The following is a 24619-nucleotide window of genomic DNA, read 5'->3' as shown; positions in this document are numbered from 1 at the left end:
CTCCTCCACCTCTGGTATCAAGGTTCTGTCTAAACGAGAATACTATTCTCTCCTGGTTGATGGGATCCTCTCAAGGGGTGGGAGCGAGAGATGGGCGAACGGGCCGCGCTGGTCTTCGAGGACCGTGGGTACAGCCGTACCGAGCTGACGGCCCTCGCGGACGGGCTGGCCGGGACACTGGCCCGGCGGGGTGTGCGGGCGGGGGACCGGGTGGCGCTCATGTCCTCCAACCGGCCGGAGTTCGTGATCGCCGTGCAGGCCCTCTGGCGGCTGGGCGCGGCCGTCGTCCTGCTGAGCCCGGCCTGGAGGCGGGGCGAGGTCGAGCACGCCCTGGAGATCACCGGGCCCGCCCACGCGGTCGGCGACCACCCGGTGCTCGCCGGACTGATGCCGATGCTGCACCTGGACGAGCCGATCGAGCCGGGACGCGGCGAGGAGCTGTCCGTGGACCGGGACGCCGACGCGGTCCTGGTGTTCAGCTCGGGCACCACCGGCATGCCCAAGGCGGTCCGGCACACGCACGCCTCGTTCGCCGCCGCCGTCCGGCACTGGCGGGACGCCCTCGGCCTCACCGCGCGCGACCGCATCCAGGTCGCCACCCCGCCCTCGCACATCCTGGGCCTGCTCAACATCGTCACGGCCCTGGAGGCCGGGGCCTGGCTGCGCCTGCACCGCCGCTTCGACCTGGACCGGCTGCTGCACCACATCGAACTCGACCGCATCACCGTGGAGATGGCCGTCGCCCCGATCGCGCTCGCCATCGCCTCCCACCCGAAGCTGGAGTCGTACGACCTGTCCTCGCTGCGCTACATCATGTGGGGCGCCACCCCGGTGACCCCGAGCATCGCCGAGACGGTGACCCGGCGGACCGGGGTGGGCTGGCTGCCCGCGTACGGGGCGAGCGAACTGCCCGTCATCGCCTGCAACCCGCTCGACGGGGCGCGCCTGGACTCGGCCGGCCGTCCCGTGCCGGGCGTGCGCGTGCGCGTGGTCTCGCTGGAGACGGGGGAGCCCGTCGGGCCGGGCGAGAGCGGGGAGATCGAGGCGCGCTCGGAGTCCCTGATGGCCGGGTACCTGCCGGCCGAGGCGACGGCGGACGCCCTGCACGACGGCTGGTACCGCACCGGCGACGTCGGCGGCGTCGACGCGGACGGGTGGGTGCGCCTCACCGACCGTTCCAAGGAGATGATCAAGGTGCGGGCGTTCCAGGTCGCCCCCGCCGAGGTCGAGGCCGTGTTGCACGGCCATCCGGCGGTTGCCGACTGCGCCGTGTTCGGCGTCCCCGACGGCGCGGACGGGGAGGCGGTCGTCGCGGCGGTCCGGCGGGCCGCGCCGGTCGAGGCCGCCGAACTCGTCGAACTGGTCGGCGGCAGGCTGGCCTCCTACAAACGACCGAGCCGTGTCGAGTTCGTGGCCGAGATCCCGCGCCTGCCCTCGGGAAAGGTGCTGCGGCGAGTTCTCAAGGAACAGGTACTCAAGGAGCGCGATGGACGTACGGCTGACAGCTGAACAGCGCCAACTCCGCGACGCGGCCGCCAGGTTGGCCGACGACCTGGGACCCGGCTCGGTCCTCGACCTGGACGACGCCGAGCGGATCGGGCGGCTGGAGAAGGCGGTCGAGGCCACCGGCTGGCGGGCGTTGCGCTCGGACGGCGCCTCCGGTGTCGAGGTGGCCCTCGTCGTGGAGGAGTTCGGGCGGAGACTGGTCGACGTACCGCTTCTCGGACCCGTGCTCGCCGACGACCTGGCCGACGGGGTCTCGTCGGCGACCGTGGCCGTCGACGGCCGGGCGCGGGACGCACGAGGCAGGCGACGGGCCCTGTCAGTCGAGGGCGACCGGGTGCTGTCCACCGGGATCGGCCCGCTCGTTCCCGGCACCGACCTGACCCGCCACGCCGCCGAACTGAGCGGCGCACCCGAGCGGATCGGCATCCTGACCGGCGAAGCGGCCGTCCGCTGGCGGGCGTTGGCCGTGGTCGCCACCTCGGCCGACCTCGTCGGCACGGCCCGCGGCGCGCACACCCTCGCCCTCGACTACGCCAGGATCCGCGCGCAGTACGGCCGGACGATCGGCTCCTACCAGGCGGTGGCCCACCTCCTCGCCGAAGCGCTGGCCCTCATCGAGGGCTCGGTCAGCGTCCTGCGCCACGCCGCCTGGGCCGTCGACGAACTGCCGCCCGCCGAAGCGCTCCGGGCGGCCCGCATCGCCAAGCTCTACTGCGCCCGCGCCGCCCGCACCGTCTGCGAGACGGCCGTCCAGGTGCACGGCGGCATCGGCAACACCTGGGAGTGCCTCGCCCATGTCCACCTGCGCCGGGCGCTGACGTCCACCGACCTGTTCCCCGTACGCCTGGAGGAGATCGACCGTGGACTTTCGTGACTCGCCCGAGGAAGCCGCCTTCCGCGACCGCCTGCGCGGCTGGCTGACCGAGCGCGCGGGCACGTTCCCCACCGCCGGCGACGCGTACTGGGCCCGCCAGGGCGAATGGCACCGCGCCCTGCACGCGGCCGGCTTCTTCGGCCTCTCCTGGCCCGCGCAGTACGGCGGCCACGACCTGCCGCCCGTCTACGACGTCATCCTCGACGAGGAACTCGCCCGCGCCGGCGCCCCCGCCCGCCCCAGCCTCGGCTACCTCGTCCAGGGCCTCGGCCGGCACGGCAGCGAGGAACTGCGCAGGCGCTTCCTGCCCGGCATGATCGACGGCACCGAGCGCTGGTGCCAGGGCTTCAGCGAACCCGGCGCCGGCTCCGACCTCGCCTCCCTCACCACCACCGCCACCCGCGACGGCGACACCTACGTCGTCCACGGCCACAAGATCTGGACCAGCTACTCCGACGTCGCCGACTGGTGCCTGCTCCTCGCCCGCACCGACCCGGCGGCACCCCGCCACAAGGGCATCTCCGCCTTCATCGTCGCCATGGACCAACCCGGCGTCGAACAGCGCCCGTTGAAGATGATGAGCGGAGTCACCAAGGAGTTCGGCCAGGTCCTGTTCGACGGCGCCACCGTGCCCGCGGACCAGATGGTCGGCGCGCCCGGCGAGGGCTGGGCGCTGGCCATGACGGTCGTCGGACACGAACGCGAACCCTCGACCCTGGGCTTCACCGCCCGCTACGGAAAGCTCGTCCGCGAACTCGCGGACCGCACGGCCGGCGACACCCTGCCACCGGAGGTCGCCTGGGCGGTCGTCGAGACGGAGATGCTGCGCCTGCACGTGCGCCGGCGCCTGTCCGAACAGCTCGACGGCGTCTCCCACGGCCCCGAGGGCTCCCTGGACAAGCTCCTCATGACCTGGACGGAGCAGACGGTGGGCCACGCTGCCCTGGCCGTCGGCGGCGCCGGCGACCCGGACCTCCTGCACGCCTACCTCTACAGCCGCGCGCAGAGCGTCATGGGCGGCACCTCGCAGATCCAGAAGAACATCATCGCCGCACGGATCCTCGGACTGGGAGCCTGACATGACGGGCGGTCGGAACTTGTACGGCATGCCGGAGGAGATCGACGTGCGCGCGGACGGCACGCTGCGGATCATCACCCTGAACCGGCCCGACGCGCTCAACGCCGTCAACGACCCGCTGCACATGGGCCTGGCCCGGCTGTGGCCCCGGCTGGCCGAGGACCGGGAGGCCAGGGCGGCCGTCATCACCGGGGCGGGAAAGGCGTTCTCAGCGGGCGGCGACTTCGCCTACCTCGACGAGATCCGGCAGGATCCCGACCTGCGCGCGAAGACCATCGCCCACGGCCGGGACCTGGTCCTCGGCATGGTCCGCTGCCGCGTCCCGGTCGTCGCCGCCGTGAACGGGCCCGCCGTGGGGCTCGGTTGCAGCCTGGTGGCGCTCAGCGACATCGTCTACATGGCCGAGGGCGCCTACCTCGCCGACCCGCACGTCCAGGTCGGCCTGGTCGCGGCCGACGGCGGCCCGCTCACCTGGCCGCTGCACACCAGCCTGCTGCTCGCCAAGGAGTACGCCCTCACCGGCGCCCGCATCCCGGCCGAGAGGGCCGTCGCCCTCGGGCTGGCCAACCACGTGGTGGCCGACCCGCTCGCCGAGGCCACGGCCTGCGCGAAACGCGTCGCGGGACTGCCGAGGCAGGCGGCGGAGAGCACCAAACGCGTCCTCAACATGCATCTGGAGCGCGCGGTGCTCGCCACCCTCGACTACGCCACCACCGCCGAGGAACAGTCCTTCCAGACGGACGACTTCCGCGACACCCTCGCCCGCCTCACCTCCCGGGAGCAGTGACCCGTCCGCCGGTGCGGGGGCGGGGCGCGTCCGTGCGGGGCGGGAAGCCCGCTCCGCCGGGCGTCACTTGGGCGGGAAGCGCAGCGCCCCGTCCAGGCGGATCACCTCGCCGTTGAGATAGTCGTTCTCGCAGAGATGCTGGACGAGAGCGGCGTACTCGGTGGAGCGGCCCATCCGGCGGGGGTGCGGGACCTGCGGTCCCCAGTAGGCCTCCAGCTGGTCGCCCGACTTGCCGTAGGCGGGTGTCAGGAACGTGCCCGGCGCTATCGTCACGACCCGGATGCCGAGCGGGGACAGGTCGCGGGCGGCCACCAGGGTCATGGCGGCGACCCCGCCCTTCGCGGCGGCGTACGGAAGCTGGCCGATCTGGCCCTCGTACGCCGCGATGGACGCGGTGGTGACGACGACACCCCGGCCGCCGTCCTCGTTCACCGGCTCCTGGCGGCCCATCGCGGCGGCGGCCAGCCGCAGGACGTTGAAGACGCCGGTCAGATAGATGTCGAGGGTCCGCCGGAACCCGGCGAGGTCCATCGGTTCGCCGTCTCGGCCCACCAGCCGGCCGCCGGTCGCGGGACCGCCGTGCACGTCCACCGCGATCCGCAGCGGGCCGAGCGCCTCCGCCTCCCCGACCGCGGTGCGGACCTCGCCCTCGTCGGTGGCGTCCGTCCGCACGTACCGGACGCCCAGCTCCTCCTCCAGCGCCTTGCCCTTGTCGTCGGCGAGGTCGGCGACGACCACGGACGCTCCCGCCGCGCGCAGCCGACGGACCGTGGCCTCGCCCAGGCCCCCCGCCCCACCCACCACGAGCGCGGATGTGCCCTGAACCTGCATCGCGACTCCCCTCTCGGGATATGTAGTTCTAGTATGACGAGAGTAGCATTCTCGCAAGGTGTGTGATCCCTGCCCGCCCCGCCGAGTTGGAGACCGTCCATGCCCGAGGCAGTCATCGTGTCCGCTCTGCGCACCCCCGTCGGCACCGCCCGCAAGGGGACCCTGCGCGACACCACCGCCTTCGACCTGGCCCACCACATCGTCCGGGCCGCCGCGGCCGGGCTCGACCCGGACCGCGTCGACGACGTGATCCTCGGGGAGGGCCTCTACGGCGGCGGCGTCCTCGCCCGCCACGCCGCGCTGACCACCGGCCTCACCGGCATCCCGGGGGCGGCCGTCAACCGGCACTGCGCCGCCGGGCTGGCCGCCGTCGCCGACGCCGCCGCGAGCATCCGCGCCGGGATGGACGAGCTGGTGATCGCGGGCGGCGTCAACTCGGCCTCGACGGCGCCGAAGTCCGCCTTCCGCGTCGACGGCGCATGGGTCGAGCCCTGGATGCCGCCCACCCATCCGAACAGGCCGGACGCCCCGAACAACGACATGTCGATCACCATCGGCTGGAACGTCGCCCAGCGGGCCGACGTCAGCCGCGCGGCGATGGACGCGTGGGCGCTGCGCTCGCACCAGAACGCCGTGCGCGCCATCGACGAGGGCCGTTTCCACGCGGAGCTGGTGCCCCTCGACACCCCGCACGGGCTGTTCTCGGTCGACGAACACCCGCGCCGCTACACGTCCTTGGAGAAGCTCGCCGCGCTCAAGCCGCTGCACCCCGAGATCGAGGGCTTCAGCATCACCGCCGGAAACGCCTGCGGCGGCAACGACGGCGCGGCCGCCCTGGTGGTCGCGAACGAGCAGACGGCGGCCGCCGAGGGGCTGCCCGTGCTGGCCACCGTACGGTCCTGGGCTTCCGTCGGCGTGGACCCGGCGGAAACCGGGCTCTCACCGGTCAAGGCCATCCCCAAGGCGCTCTCCCGCGCCGGCCTCACCACCGCCGACGTCGACCTCTACGAGATCAACGAGGCCTTCGCCTCGGTGACCGTGGCCGCCGTCCGCCGCCTCGACCTCGACCCCGACCGGGTCAACGTCAACGGCAGCGGCTGCTCGCTGGGCCACCCCGTCGCCGCCACCGGTGCCCGCATGCTGGTCACGCTCGTGCACGAACTGCGGCGCCGCGGCGGCGGCATCGGCGTCGCGGCGATGTGCGCCGGCGGCGGGATGGGCTCGGCGATGGTCGTGGAGGTGCCGGCCCCGTAGCGCACGGCTCGGCGCCGCGGGTCCGGCGTGCTCACCCCAGCGCCGCCGTGACCTGCGGCAGATCGAGCGTCGTACGGATCCCGGGAGCCGCCGCGCACACGAACGGCACGGCGTTGACCGCCCGGTGCGCCGTGTACGACGGGGACACCTCGGCCATCCGGTCGAGCGGCACCGGGAGCCTGACGCCGACGTCCAGCGGGGTGTCGCCCTCGACCGTGACATGCCAGCCGGTGTCGTGCAGGTCCCAGGCCGGGTCGAGGTCCCTCGTGCAGTACCAGGTGGCACGGAAGCGCAGGAGCGGACGGCCCGCGCGCAGCCCGGTCACCGTGAGCCGCTGGGCCGCGACCGTGCCCGCGGCCAACTCCCCCGCCGCGATGCGGACACGGCTGCGCGCGGTCGACAGCTCGCCGGTCGGTTCGAGGGAGTCGAGCGGCAGCCGCAGGGCGTCCGCGACCAGCCGCAGCGACGGGCCGAAACTGGTGCGCGCGTGGGACAGCCGCCGCTCGTCGAACGCCGCCGGTGCGCTGCCGAAGCCCATCACGCCGAACAGCAGCTCGGGGGACGGCCGCCGGGACAGGTCGGCGTACTCGTCGATGGTGAGGAGATCCAGGCGGCGTGCGAGGGACGTCAGCACGAGCGGCACCGCCTCGGTGATGAACCCGGGGCTGCTGCCCGTGCTGTGGATCGAGGTGCCGCCCCGCTCGCAGGCCTCCGCCACCTGCTCGCGGACGACGGGATCCATGCTGCCGGGGTGGTGGAACTCGCCGCGCGTGGTCACCACGTTGGCGCCCGACGCCAGCAGCCGGCACACCTCCTCGACATCGCACCGCAGCGGCATGTACAGCACGCAGTCGGCACCCAGGGCCAGGACGTCCTCGACGTCGTGGGTGGCCCGGACGCCGGTCGGGCCGCTCCCGCACAACTCGCCCGCGTCGCGGCCCGCTTTGGCCGGCGTGTGGACGTACACGCCGGCCAGGGTCAGGGCCGGGTGCTCGACGACGGCACGCAGTGAGCGGGCGCCGATCGTGCCGGTGGCCCACTGGACCACCCGGTACGGCGTCACGGCGCCTCCTTCGTGAAGCGCAGCAGGGCCTCCTGGGCGTAGGACGCGACGAGGGTGCCGTCCTCGGTGAGGACGTCGCCCCGGCCGAAGCAGCGGCCGTGCGCCAGGAGCGGGCTGTGCTGCCGCAGCAGCAGCCAGCCGTCCGCGCCGAACGGACGGTGGAACCAGACGGTGTGCGAGGTGACCGCGGAGGTGAACGCCGTTCCGGAGTCGTGCTGGGTGACTCCGGGCACCGGGCGCAGGGCGGTGCCGATGAGCGTGAGGTCGGTGGCGTAGGCGGTGAGTGCCGGGGCCAGGTCCGCCTCGGTGGCCGGGGTGCGCATCCACACGTCGAACTCGGGGGGTTCGGGTGCGGCGGTGTCCAGGTCGGCGGTGGTGCGCGTCTCCCAGGGGATCGGATGCAGGTCCGTGCGGTGTTCGGGGCCGGGCAGGGCGGCCACGGCCGGGACCGCCTGCCGGGCGGGGCCGTCCTCCGGGACGTGCAGGGACACCGACGCGGTGGCCACCACGCCCCGGGGCTGCCGGGCGACGATCGTCAGCGCGGCGAAGGAGGCCCCCTCGTGGTGGCGCCGCACCTCGTAGCGGACGGGTTCCTCCGGGCGGCCCGCCCGAGCGAACAGGGCGTGCAGGGACTTCACGCTCTTGTCCGGGCAGCCGAGCTGTGCCGCCCGGACGAACTGGGCCAGCAGCTGCCCGCCGAACAGGCGGTGGTAGCCGAGTCGTTGGTTGCCCGCCTCGTAGACGGGACCGGTCTCCTCCTCGCACCCCCTCAGATCGAGGCAGTGCAGGAGATCGTCCCAGAGTTCACTCACGGCAAGTGGCATGCCAGCGAGGGTAATGGAAATATTCAGATGTGAGAATGTCGCTCTCGTGATGGGTTCCCCCGGGCCGGCCGCCGGTGCGGCGGCCGGCCCGGCTCGGACTAGTCCTCGCCCGTGATCCCGTTCGCGCAGTAGTCCCAGATCTCGTCCGCGGTCAGCGGATGCGCCGCGTCCTGGCCGCTGGACTGGGCGTTGAACATGACGGTCTGCATGGTCAGCGCCGCCACCCGCTTGGGCTTGAAGCCCGAGCGCAGCAGGTTCGCGTCCTCCAGGTCCTGCATCAGCTCGGTGAACAGCGCGAGCAGCGGAGCGTTCGCGACCCGCATCTCGGCCGGGTGTGACATCAGCAGGCGCAGCGCGAAGTCGGTGAACAGCGGCTGCTGCTGGGTGGCCAGGTCGGGGCGGGAGCTCTCGAACAGCTCCTGGACGACCACCCTGAGCCGGTCCAGGGGGTCGGACTGCCCGGCGGCGAGGGCCCGCAACTGTTCCGCGGACTTGCTCATCGCGTCCTCGAACAGCGCGAGCAGCAGCTCGTGCTTGCCGTCGAAGTGCTGGTAGAAGCTCCGCAGTGACTGTTTGGAGCGGTCGACGACCTCCTGCACGGTGAAGTCGGTCGTGCCCTTCTCCGCCATGATCGCCTGGGCCGCGTCGAGGAACCGCTCCACCCTCTGTTCGGCCCGGCGTTTCGCCGCCTGGGTGGAGCGCTCCACGGCGCGCTGCTTCCAGGCCGGTTCCTCGGTCGGGGTGCTCACGGGCTGATCCGCCTTCTGTGCCATGGGAGAACATTACTGCACCGCATCGGGAAGCGGCCGGTGCCGAGTCTGGACAGCGCTGGAGATATGGAGAAGACTGCTGATTGCCAATTCGGAGAATGACATTCTCGTCAAGGAGGCCGTTCGTGGCATGGGGCGTGCAGGGGGCGGCACCGACAGGGGTCTTCGTGCGCGGAGGCGCCGATGCTGTTTGAGTTCGACGCCGAGCAACGGCTGTGGCAGGACACCGTGCACAAGGCCGTCCTCAAGGAGTGCCCGCCGGCGCTGGTGCGCGCGGTGGCCGACGACGGCGCCGACCCGGCACCGCTGTGGCGCGGTTACGTGGACCTCGGCTGGACCGAGCTGACCGATCCGGCCGACGCGGTCGAGCTGGCGATCGTCCTGGAGGAGCTGGGCCGGGCCACCGACCCCACGCCCTACCTGGCGACGCTGACCCAGTTCGCCCCGCTCGCACCGGAGTTCGCCGACCCCGCCCGGTCCGGCACCGCCGTCCACTCGGGCGTCACGGCGACCCCCGCCGACGGCGGCTGGATCCTGGAGGGCACCGCCCGGCACGTACTCGACGGCGACCGCGCCGACCGCCTCGCCGTGGTCACCGACGCGGGCGTCTTCGTCGTTCCCGCCACCGCGGTGACCGCCGTACGCACCCCGGCCTTCGACCCCGTCCTGCACCTCGCCGAGGTCACCTTCGCCCGGGTCCGGGTCGGCGCGGGGGACCGCAGCAGCGCGGACCCGGCGCGCGCCCGCCACCTCGCCCTCACCGGCATGGCCCTGACCATGGTCGGCGCCTGCCGCCGGGCCCTCGACCTGGTCCTCGACCACGCCCGCACCCGCCGCCAGTTCGACGCCCCCATCGGCTCCTTCCAGGCCGTCCAGCACAAGGCGGCCGACATGCACGTGGCCGTCGAACGGGCCCGCGCCCTCGCCTACTTCGCCGCCCTGACCCTCGCCGAGGACGACCCGCGGCGCCCGCTCGCCGCCGCCATGGCCAAGGCGTCGGCCGGTGAGTGCCAGGCCCTGGTGTTCCGTAACGCCGTGCAGTTGTTCGGCGCGATGGGGCACACCTGGGAGAACGACCTGCAGTTCGCGATCAAGCGGGCCAAGGCGGGCGAGCTGATGCTGGGCGGGGCCACCGAGCACCGGGCGTCCATAGCCGAACAGTGGGCTGCCGGGGGAGTGTCATGAAACTGTCCTTCGACGACGAGGTCGAGGCCTTCCGCGCCGAGTTCGCGGCGTTCCTGGCGGCCAACCTGCCCGCCGAGGCCGAGGCCGCCGAACGCTCCCGCTCCACCGCGCACCTGCCCGAGTGGGCCAGGCGCTGGCAGCGCCTCCAGTTCGACGAGGGCTGGCTGCTGCCCGGCAACCCGCCCGAGTTCGGCGGCCGGGGCGCCACGGTCATCCAGCAGTACGTGCACCGCGAGGAGCTGTCCCGGCGCCGCATCTGCCACAGCTTCAACCCTCAGGGCGTCGGCATCATCGCCGCCTCCCTGCTCTCCTTCGGCACCGAGGAGCAGAAGCGCCGCTGGGCCGTGCCCATCCTGCGCGCCGAGATCACCGCGGCCCTCGGCATGAGCGAGCCCGGCGCGGGCTCCGACCTCGCCTCCCTGCGCACCCGGGCCGAACGCGACGGCGACCACTTCACCGTCAACGGCCAGAAGGTCTGGACGTCCGGCGCCCACGACGCCGACGTGCTCCTCGCCTTCGTCCGTACGGACCCGGACGCCCCCAAGCACAAGGGCATCAGCGTCCTGCTCATCCCCACCGACACGCCTGGCGTGACCCGCCGCCCCTTCGCCTCCTACACCGGCCCCGACGACAAGGACTTCAACGAGGTCTTCTTCGAGAACGTCAGGGTTCCCGCCGAGAACCTCGTCGGCCCCCTCAACCAGGGCTGGCGGGTCGCCAACGGTTCCCTCGGACACGAGCGCACCCTGATGTGGCTGGGCGAGGCCGAACGCCTGGAGGCCGTGGTACGCGACTTCCGGCCCGCGGACGATCTGCAGAAGGACTGGTACGCCACCCTGCTCATGGACCTTCAGGCGCTACGGCTGCTCGGTTCGGCCGCGCTCGCCCGCGCCGCCCGCGGCGAGCAGGACGTACCCGCGCTGTCCGTGCTGAAGGTGTTCGGCTCGGAGGCGGCACAGCACGCCCTGGAACACGTCCTGGAGGCGTCCGGCCCGGACGGACTGGTCCATCCGGCAAGGACGGCGCCGTACTGCCACATGAGCTTCGACGACGACTCCGCCAGCTGGTTCAACCGCTTCGCCCGCAGCTTCGGCGGCACCATCGCCGGCGGCACGTCCGAGATCCAGCGCACGATCATCGCCGAGCGGGTGCTCGGTCTGCCCCGACGCTGAGGAGAGGTCCGTGCACATCCTGTACGAGGTGAAGGACGGCATCGCCACTCTCACCCTCAACCGGCCCGAGGTCGCCAACGCCCAGAACGCCGCTCTTCTCGACGAGCTCGACGCCGCCTGGACACGGGCCGCCGAGGACGAGGAGGTGAAGGTGATCGTGGTGCGTGCCGAGGGGAAGCACTTCTCCGCCGGGCACGACCTCAAGGACCGCTGGCCGGGCCCCGACGAGATCACCCTGGAGTGGATCTACCGCGCCGAGAACCGCCGGTACCTGGAGTACACACTGCGCTGGCGCAATGTGCCGAAGCCGTCCATCGCCGCCGTGCAGGGCCGCTGCATCGCCGGCGGGCTGATGCTGTGCTGGCCCTGCGACCTGATCGTGGCCGCCGAGGACGCCCTGTTCTCCGACCCGGTCGTCACCATGGGCATCGGCGGCGTCGAATACCACGGGCACACCTGGGAACTGGGCCCCCGCAAGGCCAAGGAGATCCTGTTCACCGGCCGCCCGCTGACCGCCGAGGAGGCCGAGAAGGTGGGCATGGTCAACCGGGTCGTCCCGCGCGCCGAGTTGGACACGGCCACCCGGGAACTCGCCGAACGCATCGCCGCGATGCCCGCCTTCGGACTGCGCCAGGCGAAGCGCGCCGTCAACCAGACCCTGGACGTGCAGGGCTTCTACGCCGCGGTCCAGTCCGTCTTCGACGTCCACCAGACCGGACACGGCAACGCGCTCAGTGTCAGCGGCTACCCGATCCTGGCGAAGCTGGACGAGATGAAGGAGAAGCTGCGCTAGTGCCGCTCGGCCAGGCTCTGGGTGCCGAGCACCGAGATCAGCGCCAGCTTCTCGGCGTCCTCGGTGCCGGGTTCGGCCGAGTACACGAGGATGTGCAGGTCCTGCTCCTCGATCCGGAGCTGGTCGCAGTCCAGGGTGAGCAGGCCCGCCTGCGGATGCTCGATCGTCTTGCGCGAGGCCTCGAGCCGGCCGACGACCCCCGCGTCCCACAGCTCGGCGAACCGCTTGCTCCCGGCACGCAACTCGGCGATCAGTCGCTGCAGTTGGCGGTCGCCGGGATAGCGGGCGGCCGTGGAGCGCAGCTCGGCGACCATGCCGGCCTCGAAGGCGCGCCGTTCCTCCGGGGTGTGCCGCACCCGGGTCGGCCAGTCCAGGAAGTTCCGCCACACGCCGTTGCGCTGGAAGCCGCGCAGCTGGGACGGGTCGCCCATCAGCGCCGCGTACATCGGGTTGGCCACCAGCAGGGTCATGGCCGCGTCGGAGACCGCCACCGGAGTGCCGGCCAGCCGGTCCAGCAGCCGCTGCACGCTGGGCGTGATGTACCCGGGCACCATGTCCGGACCCGGCGGCACCAGTCCCGCCAGCCCGAACAGATACCTCCGCTCGTCGGCGGAGACCCGCAGTGCCCGGGCCAGCGCCTCGACGACCTGCACGGACGGATTGGCCGCCCGGCCCTGTTCGAGGCGCGTCACGTAGTCGACCGAGATGCCGGCCAGCAGCGCCAGCTCCTCGCGCCGCAGCCCGGCCGCCCGCCGCTGGCCGCCGGCCGGCAGCCCCGCCGCGTCCGGGGCGACGCGGTCCCGCCAGCGCCGCAGCGCCTGCCCCAGTTCCGTCGCCGTCATGCCCCCAGTCAACACCGTCTGCCGTCGCCGTGCCTGGTACCGGCAGTCCCAGGAAGAAGGGTCTGCTGGCTGACCCATCGGCCGGGGCGCAGGGTGGAGACATGACGACAACACTGATCACCGGAGCCAACAAGGGCATCGGGTACGAAACCGCCCGCCAGCTCATCGCCGCAGGTCACACCGTGTACGTGGGAGCCCGGGACGCCGGGCGCGGACGCCGGGCCGCGGAGGAGCTGGGCGCCCGGTTCGTCCTGCTCGACGTCACCGACGACGCCTCCGTGGAGGCCGCGGCCAAGACCGTGGCGGCCGACGGCGGACTCGACGTCCTGATCAACAACGCCGGGATCGAGAGCAGGACCCCGGACAACAGCGTGCCCACGGCCGAGACCGTCACCGCCGACCAGATGCGCAACACCTTCGAGACCAACGTCTTCGGTGTCGTCCGCGTCCTGCACGCCTTCCTGCCCCTGCTGCAGCGTTCGGCCGCGCCGGTCGTGGTCAACGTCAGCAGCGGCCTGGCCTCGCTGACGGCCCTCTCCGACCCCGACCACCCCGCCCACTTCTACCCGGGCATCGCGTACCCGACCTCCAAGACGGCGGTCAACATGCTCACCGTGCAGTTCGCGAAGGCGTTCCCGGCCATGCGGATCAACTCCGTCGAGCCTGGCTTCACCAAGACGGACCTGAACGGCAACACGGGCACGCAGACCGTAGAGCAGGGCGCCGAGATCATCGTGCGGATGGCGCAGATCGGCCCGGACGGACCGACCGGCGGCTACTTCGACGTCAACGGACGGCTGCCCTGGTGAGTCACGGCCGACGGGGGTCTGCGCCCTGGTGAGTCGCGGCCGACGGGCGTCTGCGCCCCGGTGAGTCGCGGCCGACCAAGGCCTGTGCCCCGGTGAGTCACAGCTGAACCAGCCGGGGCGCGGTGCCCTTCGCCCGCACCAGCGCCCCGGCCTCGCGCGTCAGCTCCCGCGTGCTGCCGAGGAGTCCGTCCAGGACGAGCGCCCGGCGGACGTGCCGGTGCAGCGGGTGCTCGGCGGTGAACCCGATCCCGCCGAGCACCTGCTGGCAGTGCCGGGCCGCGGTCAGCGCCGCCTGCCCGGCCGCCGCCTTGGCGAGCAGCGACCCCAGGTCGTCCCCGGCCGCCGCGAGGGCGGCCTCGGCGCCCTCCAGGGCGACCAGGGTCTCCGCGAGCCGGTGCCGCACCGCCTGGAAGGCGGCGAGCGGACGGCCGAACTGGACCCGGTCCAGCGCATGCGTCCGGGCAAGCCCCAGCATGGCGTGGCCGCTGCCGAGCAGCCACCAGCCGACCGCCCGCCGGCCCGCCGCGAGCGGTACGGACGCCCCGGTGGAGTCCGGCCGCAGCAGCAGGTCCGTGGCCGCCTCCGGGCCGTCGGCCGGCACCGGTCGCAGCGGCAGGTCCTCGTCCAGTGTCCGGCCCGTGGCCGCCGCACCCCGCTCCCACACCACCCACGAGCCGCCGGTGTACGGCAGCCGCGCGGTGCCGCCGCCCGGCCGCCCGGCGGCCGTGAGCACCACGTCGTTCAGCACCGGGGCGTGCGCACCCGTCTCGCCCAGCAGCCGGAACACCGTCGGTAGGGCCACCTCCGGGAACTCGGCCAGCAGTTCGGCCCAGCCGAGCCCGGCCAGAGCGGCGTCGAGGGCGGCGCCGGAGGCCGTGCTCGTCATCGTCTTGCGCAGGGTCTGCGCGAGCAGCTCCACCTCGGCGTTGTCCACGGTCACTCCCTCCCCAGGTCCAGGAGCCGGCGGGCGATGATGTTGCGCTGGATCTCGGCGGTGCCGCCGTAGATGGTGGCCGCCTTCGCGTAGAGGTACTCCGACCGCCAGGGCGTCCCGGTCAGCTCCAGAACCCCCGGCAGCAAGTCCCGAACCGTCTCCAGGAGTTGCTGCTCGGCGGTGGCCAGCAGCACCTTGTCGACCGAGGTCTCCGGGCCGAGCCGGACCCCGTCCGCGAGCCGGCGCTGCGTCGCGTGGGAGCGGCAGCGGACGGTGTGCAGGGCGAGGTAGGCGGCGCCGAGGGCCGCGTCGTCCGGGACCTCGGTCTCGGCGAGCAGGCGGTCGAGACGGGTGTAGAGGTGCGCGATGCGGTGCCAGAAGCAGGTGGAGCGCTCGTGCGGGAGCAGGTCCATCGCCAGGCGCCAGCCGTCGCCGGGGCGGCCCAGCATCCGGTCGGCGGGCACGGTCACGTCGTCGAAGAAGACCTCGGCGAACTCGTCTACGCCGTGCATCGTGCACAGCGGCCGCACGGTGATGCCGGGGGTGTCCATGTCGACGAAGAACGCGGTGATGCCCTCGTGGCCGGGGGCGGTGCGGGTGAGCAGGACACAGCGGGCCGCGTACTGGGCGAGGCTCGTCCACACCTTCTGGCCGTTCACCACCCAGGTGCCGTCGTCCCGCGGCGCCGCCCGGGTGGTGAGGGAGGCCAGGTCGCTGCCCGAGCCCGGCTCGGAGAAGCCCTGGCACCACTGCTCCCGGCCGCTCAGCAGCAACGGGACCATGTCCGCAGCCAGTTCGGGACGGGCGTACGAGACGAGGGTCGGGGTGAGGACCTCGACCATCGAGTAGATGCCGGGCTCCGCGAGTCCCCGGGTCGCCACCTCCTCGCCGAGCACCGCCCGGAGCACCGCGGGCCCGCCGAGGCCGCCCACCTCCGGCGGCCAGCCGTACCGCATCCAGCCCGCGTCGAACAGGGCCCGGCGCACCCGCGCCAGCTGGGCGACCTGGGCGTCGAAGGAGTGGTCGGGGCCGGGGGAGAGGTCGTTGTCGTCCAGCCAGGCCCGCAGGGCCGTGCGGAAGTCCGCCGCCGTGGTGAAGGCGCTCATCCGGCCGGGCGCTGATACGCGTGCGGGCGCCCCGAGTCGTGTGCGCCGCTGCGGCGGATGAAGGTCATCGACCGGGTGCGCAGCCGCCAGCCCTCGGCGGTGCGCAGGTAGGTGTCGTCGTAGTAGCCGATGCGCAGGTCGTGGGTGGCGTGGTCGACGAAGCACAGTGGCTGGGTGCCCCTCGCCGTGTCGCCCGACAGTTCCACGGCGGGCGTACCGGTGAGGAACAGCCCCTTGGGGGCGGCCGCGACCAGCGCCGGGAACTCCGCGAGGGGGTACGTGTCGCCGAACGCGCTGTAGGTGCCGTCCGGTGTGAAGACCGCGAGCAGTCCGTCGATGTCGCCGCGGGTGATGGTCACCGCGTAACGGGCGAGGAGCTGCTGGATCTCCACGAGATCTTCGGTGGCGTCGGCGGTGGTGTGGTCAGTGGTCACGGGCCCGCCTCCTTTCCGCACGCTCGCGCGCGTCGTGTTCGGGACGGATGCCGAAGGCGTTGAAGGCCATCGCCATGAGGGCGTAGGTCCCCACGGTGAACACCAGGTCCATCAGCTGGCGTTCGTCGAGGTGCTCGGCGAGCGCGGCCCAGGTGCGGTCCGAGACGTCGGAGCCCTCTTCCAGCTCGTCCACGGCGTCAAGAACCGCGCTCTCCAGCGAGTCGGCCGCCTTGCCCTGTCCTGCCGCCTCGACCTCGGCCTCGGTCAGGCCGGCCTGCTGGGCGGCGTAGAAGTGGTGCGTCCACTCGTACGCGCAGTCGCGGCGCCTGGCGATCCGCAGGATGACCAGTTCACGCAGCCGGGCCGGCAGGGTCGAGCCGACCAGGAGGTAGGTGCTGTACGGGAGGAAGGCTGCGGTGAGGTCCGGGTGCCGTACGAGAGTGGACATCGCGCTGCCCGCCGCCGCGGCGTTGCGCATGCTGCGGGGAAGCAGGGCGGAGAGCACCTCGCGGGTGCGGTCGTCCCACTGGTCGTCCGGCAGCGGAGGCAGACGAGGCGGCATGCGGGCTCCCTCGGGCACAGGATCTGTGAAGTCGCGATCTTGAATTGCGAGAATGCTGTTCTCAATTCTGAGTTTCAGATTTCCACCCGGTGTGGCCCCGCGTCAACCGTCAGGCGCGCAGCTGGCCGAAGTCCCAGCTGACGATCCGCTCCGGGCGCAGCCGCAGCCAGCCGTGCCGGCCGTCGTACCGGAAGGTTCCGCCGCCCATGTACTTGTCCGCGAAGAGGCGCTCCGGATCTGTGAGTTCGGCCACCTGGCCGCCCTTGCGGGGGGTCTCGCCGACGACCTCGGCCCGGCCCAGCAACTCGACCCCGCGCAGTCGCAGGAAGTCGAAACCGCCGTCGTCGACCAGCACGCTGAGCCGCGGGTCGCGGCCGAGGTCGGTCCAGCGCTGGCTGTGCGTCAGCGAGTTGAGCCAGAGTGCCGTTCCGTCCCAGACGAACCAGAGGGCGCCGTTGTGCGGATGGCCGCCCGGGCCGACGGTCGCCACCCGGCAGACGGGCTGGGTGCGGAGAAAGGCGTCCCGCTCCCCTTCGTTCATGGCGATCGCGGTTCCCCTGCGCTGACCGGGCATGATTCCTCCCACTCTCGCGTGAATGCCTAATTCTCCTGCGCGACAGGTTGCTTCTCTTCTGACGAGAAGCTACTTTCCACCGCAGGCAGGGCCGTGGCAACAGGACCTGTGACACCCAGAAGAGATGGGGAGCCGTGAGTCTTTTCCATGAGGACCGGCTGTTGATCGACGGAGATCTCGTACCCGCGGGACGCAGCTTCGAGACCGTCGATCCGTCCACCGGGAAGGTGCTGGGGACGGCGTCCGACGCGGACTCCGGCCATGTCGATGCGGCCGTCGCCGCCGCCCGCCGGGCGTTCGACACGACCGGCTGGATGCGCGACCGCGACCTGCGGCTGCGCTGCCTCCGCCAGCTCCACGCCGCGCTCCACGCGCACCGCGAGGAGCTGCGCGATCTGACCATCGCCGAGGTGGGCGCCCCCCGTGCCCTCACCCACGGACCCCAGCTCGACGAACCGATCGAGATGGTCAGGTACTACGCGGACCTGCTGGAGCGCTACGAGTTCTGCGAAGAGCTCGGCACCGTGGAGAGCCGGGGACGGCGGCACCGCCGCTGGGTGGAGAAGGAGGCCGCCGGAGTCGTCGCGGCCATCCTGCCGTACAACTTCCCCAACCAGCTGGCCCTCGCCAAGCTCGCCCCCGCGCTCGCCGCCGGCTGCACCGTCGTACTCAAGGGCGCACCCGACACCCCGTGGACGACCCTCGCGCTCGGCCGGCTCATCGCCGAGGAGACCGACATCCCCGCGGGTGTCGTCAACGTCCTCACCTCGTCCGGCCCCGAAGCCGGCGAACTGCTCACCACGCACCCCGGCATCGACATGATCACCTTCACCGGCTCCACCCCGGTCGGCAAGGCCATCATGTCCGCCGCCTCCGCCACCCTGAAACGGGTGTTCCTGGAGCTCGGCGGCAAGTCCGCGATGATCGTGCTCGACGACGCCGACCTTGCGAACGCCGCGATGTTCGCGGCCTTCAGTATCTGCTCGCACGCCGGCCAGGGCTGCGCACTCAACTCACGCCTGCTCGTCCCGCGCGAGCGGCACGACGAGATCGTCTCCCTGGTCGCCGCCATGCTCGGCAAGGTCCGCTACGGCGACCCGGCCGACCCGGCCACCCACATGGGCCCCCTGATCAGCGAGAGGCAGCGCACCAAGGTGCACGGCATGGTCGAGCGGGCCGTCGCGGCCGGCGCCCGCCTGGTGACCGGCGGCCGCCCCGCCGACCGCGAGGGCTTCTTCTACGAGCCCACCCTGCTCGCCGACGTCGACCCGGCCGCGGAGATAGCCCAGGAGGAGGTCTTCGGACCGGTGCTCGCGGTCATCGCCTACGACGACGAGGACGACGCGGTCCGGATCGCCAACGGCACGGTGTTCGGCCTGTCCGGCGCGGTGCTCGGCGCCGACGACGAGCGGGCCACCGCCGTGGCCCGGCGGATCCGCAGCGGCACGTTCAGCATCAACGGCGGCAACTACTTCGCCGCTGACGCCCCGTTCGGGGGATTCAAGCAGTCCGGCATCGGCCGGGAGATGGGTGTTGCGGGGCTGGAGGAGTTCCTCGAGCTCAAGACCTTCGCCGTGCCGGCCGGTTGACCGTCGGCGCTCAGCAGTTCGGGGACACCACCGAGGAGGAACCCCCGTGAGAGTTCAGGCACTTCCCGCCGTGCTGGCGGCGACCGCACTGCTGGCCCTCGCCGGATGCGGCGGCCACAGCAGCGCCGGAGACACCGCCGACGGCGGCGCGACGCCGACGAAGGCCGCACAGCAGGCCGCGTCCGGAGACTTCGGAGACCTGAAGAAGGTCTGCGGACCGGGCACCGCGAAGAGCGCCCCCGCCCAGGGCGTCACCGCCGACTCGATCGACATCGGCGTCTTCTCCGACGTCGGCTTCACCAAGAACTCCGAATTCGCCGACACCGCGAAGGTGTTCACCTCCTGGTGCAACGCGGCCGGCGGCATCAACGGCCGCAAGCTCGTGGCCACCACCCGCGACTCCAGGCTGACGGAGGTCCGCCAGCGGATGCTGGAGGCCTGCAAACAGGACTTCGCCCTGGTCGGCGGCGGCTCCGCACTGGACGCCCTGGGCGTGCAGGACCGGCTCAAGTGCCTGCTGCCCGACTTCCCGGCACAGGTGAGCCAGGTCCAGAACGTCGGCTCGGACCTCCAGCTGAACGAGACCGGCGGGGCGGCCTACGCCCGCTACCTCGGCTACTACGACTGGCTGCTGAAGCAGGCCTACCCGAAGTCGGCGGGTGCCGTCGGCACGATCGCCGGCGACGCCCCGGTGACCAAGGTCCTCAACGCCGAGACCGTGGAGACGCTGAAGGCCGCCGGCGGGAAGGTCACCTACCAGGACCTGTACCCGGCGTCCGGCGTCTCGGACTGGACCCCCTACGCCCAGTCCATCAAGAGCAAGGGCGTCAAGGGGCTGGTGTTCAACGGCGACTTCGCGAGCCTGTCCAAGCTGGAACAGATCCTGACCGGCATGGACTACAAGCTCGACTGGATCGACGCCAACAACAACGCCTACGGGCCCGCCTTCCTGCAACTGGCCGGCAAGTCCCTCGCCTACCAGAACAACTTCGCCGACCTCGGCGGCGTCTACCCGCTGGAGAAGGCGGCCGACAACGCCGCGACCGGGCAACTGACCGCCCTGTTCAAGAAGTACGCTCCCAGCGCCCAGATCACGCTGCCCGGTGTCCGCGGCTTCGCCGCCTGGCTGCTGTTCGCCGAGGCGGCCTCCTCCTGCGGTGACGACCTCACCCGCAAGTGCGTCTACCAGGCCGCGGCCAAGGAGAGCGCCTGGACCGGCGGCGGACTGCTCGCCCCGGTCGACCTGTCCACCCCGGGCGCCCCGCTGACCTGCTTCAACATCGAGAAGGCCACCGCCAAGGGCTGGCAGCCCGCGGACTTCGGGCCCGACACCGGCGCCTACCGGTGCAACGAGTCCCCCTACCAGTTCAAGGGCAGCTACGGAAAGCCGCTCACCCTCGCCGACGTCGGCAAGAGCATGAGCGATGTGAAGTAGATGGAGCAGTTCCTGACCTTCGGGATCGTCGGACTGAGCACCGCGGCCATCTACGCGGTCATCGGCAGCGGCCTGGTGCTCACCTACGTCACCACCGGCGTGTTCAACTTCGCGCACGGCGCGGCGGGCATGCTGGCGGCGTTCTGCTACTGGCAGTTCACCGTCGGCTGGGGCTGGCCGGTCCCGGTGGCCCTGGCGGTGGTGCTGCTCGTGCTCGCGCCCGCGTTCGGTCTCGCCGTCGAGCGGGTCCTGATGCGGCCCGTGCAACGGCTCGGCGAGGCCGAACGGCTGGTGATGACGGTGGCGCTGCTCAGCGGCGCCATCGCCGCCGCCCGCTGGATCTGGGACCCCGACGTGCCCCGGCCGCTGTCGGTGTTCTTCGCCGACAAGCAGCCCTTCCACCTCGGCCCTGCCACCCTCACCTGGCACCAGGCGATCACCATGGCCGTCGCGGTGGCGGTCGCCGCCGGCCTCTGGTTCCTGCTCAACCGCACCCGTACCGGCGCCGAGATGCGCGCCACCGTCGACGACCGCGCCCTGGTGCGGCTCACCGGTGCCGACCCGGTCCGGGCGAGCCGCGTCGCCTGGATCCTCGGCACCCAACTCGCCGCGATCGGCGGCATACTGATCGCCCCCACCGTCGCCCTGGACGCCTCCCAGCTCTCCCTCCTGATCGTCAGCGCCTACACCGCGGCCGTCTTCGGCCGCCTGCGCAGCCTGCCGCTCACCTTCGCCGGCGCGGTCGTCGTCGGCTGCATGGAGAGCTACCTCGCCGGCTACCTCCCGCAGAACCCCTACCTGCCCGGTCTGCGCCTGGCGGCCCCGGCCCTGCTCCTCTTCCTCGCCCTGCTCCTGTTCCGCCACCCGGGCCTGCGCCACCGCGACCGGCGGCTGGTCCAGGTCCCGGCACCCGGCCTGCGCGGCACCGCCGTCTTCGCCGCCGCGACGGTCGTGGCCGGGGTGGTACTGGCCACCGTCCTCGACGAGGCCGACCTCGTCAGCTACGGGCCGGTCTTCTCCCTCGGCATCGTCGCCCTGTCGTACGTCCCGCTCGCCGGGTACGCCGGGCAGATCTCCCTGTGCCAGCTGAGCATGGCCGGCATCGGCGCCGTCGTATGGGGACACCTCGGCGCGCACGGCGAACTCTGGGCGCTGGCCGCCGCGATCGCCGTGTCCGGCGCGGCCGGAGCGTTGATCGCGGTGCCCGCGCTGCGGTTCTCCGGCGTCTACCTGGCGCTCGGCACGGCCGCGGTCACGGTGGTCCTGGACCGGTGGATCTTCACCCTGCCGGCCTTCCACCTGTTCGGCCTGCGCATCTCGCTGTTCGACCAGGGCTCGGTGGACATGAGCGGCCCCGACCTGTTCGGCCTGCACCTCGACTCCGCCGCCGACCTGACCGTCCTCGCCGCCGTCTGCCTCGGCCTCGCCTCCCTCTCCGTCGCCCGGCTGCGGCGCAGCGGCTTCGGGCGGCGCCTGATCGCGCTGCGGGACAGCGAGGCCGCGTACGCGACGCTCGGCGGCAACCTGCTGGTGACCAAGGTGGCCGTGTTCGCGCTGTCATCGGGCATCGCCGGACTCGGCGGCGCCCTCTACGGCATGCAGCAACGCGCCGTCACCGCCGAGCAGTTCAACCTCGTCGCCGGACTGCCGATCTTCCTCGTCGCCGTCATCGGCGGCCTCGGCGCGGTCGGCGACGGCCTGTTTGCCGGCACCGCCTACCTCGGCCCGAACGCCCTGACCGGTGTGGCCTCCTGGACGCAGAACATCGTCACCGTCCTGCCCGCCCTCGCCGGGATGGGGCTCGGGCACAGCCCCGAGGGGGTCGTGGCCAGGTTCCGCCGCCAGTGGGAACCCCTCGGCCGGGACCTCGCCGCCCTGCCCGTGCTGCTCGGCGCCCTGGCCCTGGGCTGGGTGCTGCGGCTGACCGGCGCGATCGGCGGCTGGACGTTCCTGATCGGAGCGCTGGCCGCCGGGTTCGCGCTGCGCGCCTGGGCCGCCGCCCGCCAGGCCCCGGAGGCCGAGGCGGACGTACCGGTCGAGTGGTGGGGCGTTCGACGGCCCTGGCGGCCCGAGGACGGGGAGGTGCTGACCCGTGCCACTGCTGGACGTTAGCGGCGTCACCGTCACCTTCGGCGGCAACCGCGCGCTGGACGGGGTCGGCATGAGCGCCGACCGAGGCCGGATCACCGGCCTCATCGGGCCCAACGGGGCCGGCAAGAGCACCCTGTTCGACGTGGTGTCCGGGCTGCGCCGGCCCGCGGCGGGCAGGGTCGCCCTCGGCGGCCGGGACGTCACCCGTCTCGGCCCCGCCCGGCGCTGCCGGCACGGACTGGCCCGCACCTTCCAACGCCTCGAACTCTTCGGCCGGCTGAGCGTCCGCGACAACCTCCTCGTCGCCGCGGAACTCGGCCCCGACCGGCGGCGGGCGGCCCCGGCGGCCGACGGCCTCCTCGACCGGCTCGGCCTGACCGGCATCGCCGACACCCCCGCCGACAACCTCCCCACCGGCGTCGCCCGCCTCGTCGAGGTCGGCCGCGCCCTGGCCGTACGGCCCGCACTCCTGCTCCTCGACGAACCCGCGGCCGGACAGGACGGCGAGGAGACCGAACGGTTCGCCGCCCTGCTGCGCTCGCTCGCCGCCGAAGGTACCGCGGTCGTCCTCGTCGAACACGACATGGGGCTGGTCATGGGCGTCTGCGACGAGGTGTACGTGCTCGACCTCGGCAAGGTCATCGCCGCGGGACCGCCCGAGGTGATCCGCAACGACGAGACGGTGCTCGCCGCCTACCTGGGGGACGTGTGAATGCTCTGCTCGAACTGCGCGCCGTCCGCGCCGCCCACGAGGGCATCACCGTCCTGCACGGCGTCGACCTGAGCGTCGGCGCCGGGCAGGTCGTCGCGCTGCTCGGCCCGAACGGCGCCGGCAAGACGACCACGCTCCACGTCGCCGCCGGACTCCACCCGCCGCGGTCCGGGCAACTCCTGCTCGGCGGACGGGACATGACCGGTGTGGACCCGCGTGACCTGGCCCGGGCCGGGGTCTGTCTCATCCCCGAGGGACGCGGTGTCTTCCCCAACCTCTCGGTGCGCGACAACCTCCTGATGATGACCTTCACCGGCCGCACCCGCCAGGAGATCGAGGAGGTCGCCTACGCCCGCTTCCCGGTCCTCGGCAAACGACCGGGCCAGGCGGCGGGGACGCTCTCCGGCGGCGAGCAGCAGATGCTCGCCCTCGCCCGCGGCCTGGCCACCGACCCGGCCGTGCTGCTCCTCGACGAACTGTCCATGGGACTCGCCCCGTTGGTCGTCTCCCGGCTCTACGAACAGGTCGCCGAGATCGCCCGGCGGGGTGTCGCGGTCCTGGTCGTCGAGCAGTTCGCGGCCGCCGTCCTCGGCATCGCCGACCACGCCGCCGTCCTCGTGCGCGGCCGCATCGAACGCCAGGGCCGCCCCGACGGCGGGCTGCGCGACGAACTGTCCGCCCTCTATCTGGGGAGTTCCGCATGACATCCACCGAGCCGGCTCCAGACTCCCGTGCGGACCGGTTCGTCCGCGAACTCGCCGACCTCCGGATCCCCGACCCGGCCGCCACCCGCGCCGGCCTCTGGCTGCGCCTGGGTGCCGCCCTGATGACCGTCGGCCTGGTCCTCGCGGTCTCCGCGTACTTCGTCTCGCACAACACCCAGAACCCGCTCGACCAGAACGACGCCCTCGCCCTCGGCCTCGGCGGCATCGCGGCGACGGTCGTCGGCGCGGCCCTGTTCCTGCGCTACTCGCTCACCGGCTTCCTGAGGTTCTGGATGGCCCGCCAGTCCTACGACCTCGCCGTGCTCGCCGACCGCCTGTCGGAAAGGGACCTGAACCATGACCTCACCAGCACCGACGCCGCGCCCCGGTGACCAACTCGCCAGCACGGTGTGCGGCACCCGGGTCGTCGTGGTCCGCGCCCCGGCGGACCGGCAACCGGCCCTGACCTGCGGCGGCGCCCCCATGACGGCCGCCGCCGACGCCCCGCCCGCCCCGCCCGCGAACGGCGCCCCGGTCACCCTCCTCGGCAAGCGCTACGTCGACGCCGACGGCACCCTCGAACTGCTCTGCACCAGCCCCGGAACCGGCGAACTCGCCTGCGACGGCGTCCCCATGACCCTCAAGGCCGCCAAACCCCTCCCCGCCTCCGACTGAACGCGCCTCCAGCGA

The 24619-nt window shown here is 72.5% G+C and carries 26 protein-coding genes; 16 read left to right on the top strand and 10 right to left on the bottom strand.

The genetic code is table 11. The features are described from left to right. The first annotated feature begins 90 nt into the window (after positions 1–90). The 4 genes from ACZ4UV_RS22175 to ACZ4UV_RS22160 are packed head-to-tail and all read left to right on the top strand — an operon-like array spanning position 91 to position 4245. Positions 91–1509, top strand: a complete 1419-nt coding sequence (locus ACZ4UV_RS22175) for a class I adenylate-forming enzyme family protein (RefSeq protein WP_451021986.1) — start codon at positions 91–93, stop codon at positions 1507–1509. Then, positions 1487–2380, top strand: a complete 894-nt coding sequence (locus ACZ4UV_RS22170) for an acyl-CoA dehydrogenase family protein (RefSeq protein WP_467840018.1) — start codon at positions 1487–1489, stop codon at positions 2378–2380. Before ACZ4UV_RS22175 ends, ACZ4UV_RS22170 begins: the two co-directional genes overlap by 23 nt. Then, positions 2367–3458 (top strand): acyl-CoA dehydrogenase family protein, encoded by a 1092-nt coding sequence (locus ACZ4UV_RS22165; RefSeq protein ID WP_451021988.1) that lies wholly within the window; start codon positions 2367–2369, stop codon positions 3456–3458. The genes ACZ4UV_RS22170 and ACZ4UV_RS22165 overlap by 14 nt, the downstream gene beginning before the upstream one ends. Before the next feature lies 1 nt (position 3459). Continuing rightward, positions 3460–4245, top strand: a complete 786-nt coding sequence (locus ACZ4UV_RS22160) for an enoyl-CoA hydratase/isomerase family protein (RefSeq protein ID WP_467840015.1) — start codon at positions 3460–3462, stop codon at positions 4243–4245. A gap of 63 nt (positions 4246–4308) precedes the next feature. Here ACZ4UV_RS22160 and ACZ4UV_RS22155 read toward each other — a convergent pair whose 3' ends face one another. Beyond that, positions 4309–5076 carry an SDR family oxidoreductase gene (locus tag ACZ4UV_RS22155; protein WP_451021990.1) on the bottom strand — a complete coding sequence of 256 codons (768 nt, stop codon included), beginning with the start codon at positions 5074–5076 and terminating at the stop codon, positions 4309–4311. A gap of 99 nt (positions 5077–5175) precedes the next feature. On the opposite strand from ACZ4UV_RS22155, the gene ACZ4UV_RS22150 reads away from it, so the two are divergent. Beyond that, entirely contained in the window at positions 5176–6330 is a 1155-nt protein-coding gene (locus tag ACZ4UV_RS22150) for a thiolase family protein (protein WP_451021991.1), read from the top strand. A 31-nt stretch (positions 6331–6361) separates the two neighbouring features. Here the strand turns inward: ACZ4UV_RS22150 and ACZ4UV_RS22145 are convergent, their stop codons facing one another. From ACZ4UV_RS22145 to ACZ4UV_RS22135, 3 genes are all read right to left on the bottom strand, one after another. Then, positions 6362–7393, bottom strand: coding sequence for an NAD(P)H-dependent amine dehydrogenase family protein (locus ACZ4UV_RS22145; RefSeq protein WP_451021992.1), 1032 nt, complete (start codon positions 7391–7393; stop codon positions 6362–6364). After that, positions 7390–8217: an acyl-CoA thioesterase gene (locus ACZ4UV_RS22140; RefSeq protein WP_467840010.1), complete on the bottom strand. Its 828-nt coding sequence runs from the start codon at positions 8215–8217 to the stop codon at positions 7390–7392. Before ACZ4UV_RS22140 ends, ACZ4UV_RS22145 begins: the two co-directional genes overlap by 4 nt. A gap of 98 nt (positions 8218–8315) precedes the next feature. Continuing rightward, positions 8316–8990 (bottom strand): TetR/AcrR family transcriptional regulator, encoded by a 675-nt coding sequence (locus ACZ4UV_RS22135; RefSeq protein ID WP_467840007.1) that lies wholly within the window; start codon positions 8988–8990, stop codon positions 8316–8318. A gap of 180 nt (positions 8991–9170) precedes the next feature. On the opposite strand from ACZ4UV_RS22135, the gene ACZ4UV_RS22130 reads away from it, so the two are divergent. Genes ACZ4UV_RS22130 through ACZ4UV_RS22120 form a run of 3 tightly spaced genes read left to right on the top strand, consistent with a single transcriptional unit; the run spans position 9171 to position 12137 of the window. Further along, positions 9171–10172 (top strand): acyl-CoA dehydrogenase family protein, encoded by a 1002-nt coding sequence (locus tag ACZ4UV_RS22130; protein WP_467840004.1) that lies wholly within the window; start codon positions 9171–9173, stop codon positions 10170–10172. After that, entirely contained in the window at positions 10169–11344 is a 1176-nt protein-coding gene (locus ACZ4UV_RS22125; RefSeq protein ID WP_467840001.1) for an acyl-CoA dehydrogenase family protein, read from the top strand. The genes ACZ4UV_RS22130 and ACZ4UV_RS22125 overlap by 4 nt, the downstream gene beginning before the upstream one ends. A gap of 10 nt (positions 11345–11354) precedes the next feature. Continuing rightward, positions 11355–12137, top strand: coding sequence for an enoyl-CoA hydratase (locus tag ACZ4UV_RS22120; protein ID WP_390039110.1), 783 nt, complete (start codon positions 11355–11357; stop codon positions 12135–12137). Here ACZ4UV_RS22120 and ACZ4UV_RS22115 read toward each other — a convergent pair. Next, positions 12134–12979, bottom strand: a complete 846-nt coding sequence (locus ACZ4UV_RS22115) for a helix-turn-helix domain-containing protein (RefSeq protein WP_451022951.1) — start codon at positions 12977–12979, stop codon at positions 12134–12136. The two genes, ACZ4UV_RS22120 and ACZ4UV_RS22115, sit on opposite strands and share 4 nt — an antisense overlap. A 101-nt stretch (positions 12980–13080) precedes the next feature. On the opposite strand from ACZ4UV_RS22115, the gene ACZ4UV_RS22110 reads away from it, so the two are divergent. After that, positions 13081–13788, top strand: coding sequence for an SDR family oxidoreductase (locus tag ACZ4UV_RS22110; RefSeq protein ID WP_451023139.1), 708 nt, complete (start codon positions 13081–13083; stop codon positions 13786–13788). Between the two features lie 97 nt (positions 13789–13885). Here the strand turns inward: ACZ4UV_RS22110 and ACZ4UV_RS22105 are convergent, their stop codons facing one another. The 5 genes from ACZ4UV_RS22105 to ACZ4UV_RS22085 form a co-directional block, all read right to left on the bottom strand. Then, positions 13886–14722: an acyl-CoA dehydrogenase family protein gene (locus ACZ4UV_RS22105; protein WP_451023140.1), complete on the bottom strand. Its 837-nt coding sequence runs from the start codon at positions 14720–14722 to the stop codon at positions 13886–13888. 2 nt (positions 14723–14724) lie between these two features. Continuing rightward, entirely contained in the window at positions 14725–15828 is a 1104-nt protein-coding gene (locus tag ACZ4UV_RS22100) for an acyl-CoA dehydrogenase family protein (RefSeq protein WP_451023141.1), read from the bottom strand. After that, complete coding sequence (locus ACZ4UV_RS22095; protein WP_390039083.1) at positions 15825–16262, bottom strand: nuclear transport factor 2 family protein; 438 nt, start codon at positions 16260–16262, stop codon at positions 15825–15827. Before ACZ4UV_RS22095 ends, ACZ4UV_RS22100 begins: the two co-directional genes overlap by 4 nt. After that, positions 16252–16824: a carboxymuconolactone decarboxylase family protein gene (locus tag ACZ4UV_RS22090; RefSeq protein WP_451019119.1), complete on the bottom strand. Its 573-nt coding sequence runs from the start codon at positions 16822–16824 to the stop codon at positions 16252–16254. The genes ACZ4UV_RS22095 and ACZ4UV_RS22090 overlap by 11 nt, the downstream gene beginning before the upstream one ends. A gap of 109 nt (positions 16825–16933) precedes the next feature. Further along, the gene (locus tag ACZ4UV_RS22085) at positions 16934–17398 is read right to left on the bottom strand and encodes a pyridoxamine 5'-phosphate oxidase family protein (RefSeq protein WP_451019118.1); all 465 of its coding nucleotides are present in this window, start codon (positions 17396–17398) and stop codon (positions 16934–16936) included. Positions 17399–17532: 134 nt separating this feature from the next. On the opposite strand from ACZ4UV_RS22085, the gene ACZ4UV_RS22080 reads away from it, so the two are divergent. The 7 genes from ACZ4UV_RS22080 to ACZ4UV_RS22050 are packed head-to-tail and all read left to right on the top strand — an operon-like array spanning position 17533 to position 24604. Further along, positions 17533–18987, top strand: a complete 1455-nt coding sequence (locus ACZ4UV_RS22080) for an aldehyde dehydrogenase family protein (RefSeq protein ID WP_451019117.1) — start codon at positions 17533–17535, stop codon at positions 18985–18987. Positions 18988–19033: 46 nt separating this feature from the next. Continuing rightward, on the top strand, positions 19034–20422 hold the full coding sequence (locus ACZ4UV_RS22075; protein WP_451019116.1) for an ABC transporter substrate-binding protein: 1389 nt from the start codon (positions 19034–19036) through the stop codon (positions 20420–20422). Further along, positions 20423–22534, top strand: coding sequence for a branched-chain amino acid ABC transporter permease (locus tag ACZ4UV_RS22070; RefSeq protein WP_451019115.1), 2112 nt, complete (start codon positions 20423–20425; stop codon positions 22532–22534). Then, a complete protein-coding gene (locus ACZ4UV_RS22065) occupies positions 22515–23225 on the top strand; it encodes an ABC transporter ATP-binding protein (RefSeq protein ID WP_451019114.1) in 711 nt (236 codons plus the stop codon). Before ACZ4UV_RS22070 ends, ACZ4UV_RS22065 begins: the two co-directional genes overlap by 20 nt. After that, the gene (locus ACZ4UV_RS22060) at positions 23222–23929 is read left to right on the top strand and encodes an ABC transporter ATP-binding protein (protein WP_451019113.1); all 708 of its coding nucleotides are present in this window, start codon (positions 23222–23224) and stop codon (positions 23927–23929) included. Before ACZ4UV_RS22065 ends, ACZ4UV_RS22060 begins: the two co-directional genes overlap by 4 nt. Next, entirely contained in the window at positions 23926–24321 is a 396-nt protein-coding gene (locus ACZ4UV_RS22055) for a hypothetical protein (protein ID WP_451019112.1), read from the top strand. The genes ACZ4UV_RS22060 and ACZ4UV_RS22055 overlap by 4 nt, the downstream gene beginning before the upstream one ends. Beyond that, on the top strand, positions 24287–24604 hold the full coding sequence (locus ACZ4UV_RS22050) for a hypothetical protein (protein WP_451019111.1): 318 nt from the start codon (positions 24287–24289) through the stop codon (positions 24602–24604). The genes ACZ4UV_RS22055 and ACZ4UV_RS22050 overlap by 35 nt, the downstream gene beginning before the upstream one ends. The last annotated feature ends 15 nt before the right edge of the window (positions 24605–24619 follow it).

The organism is Streptomyces sp. NPDC028289 (assembly GCF_055565975.1).
This window is presented reverse-complemented; position numbering and strand designations above follow the sequence as displayed.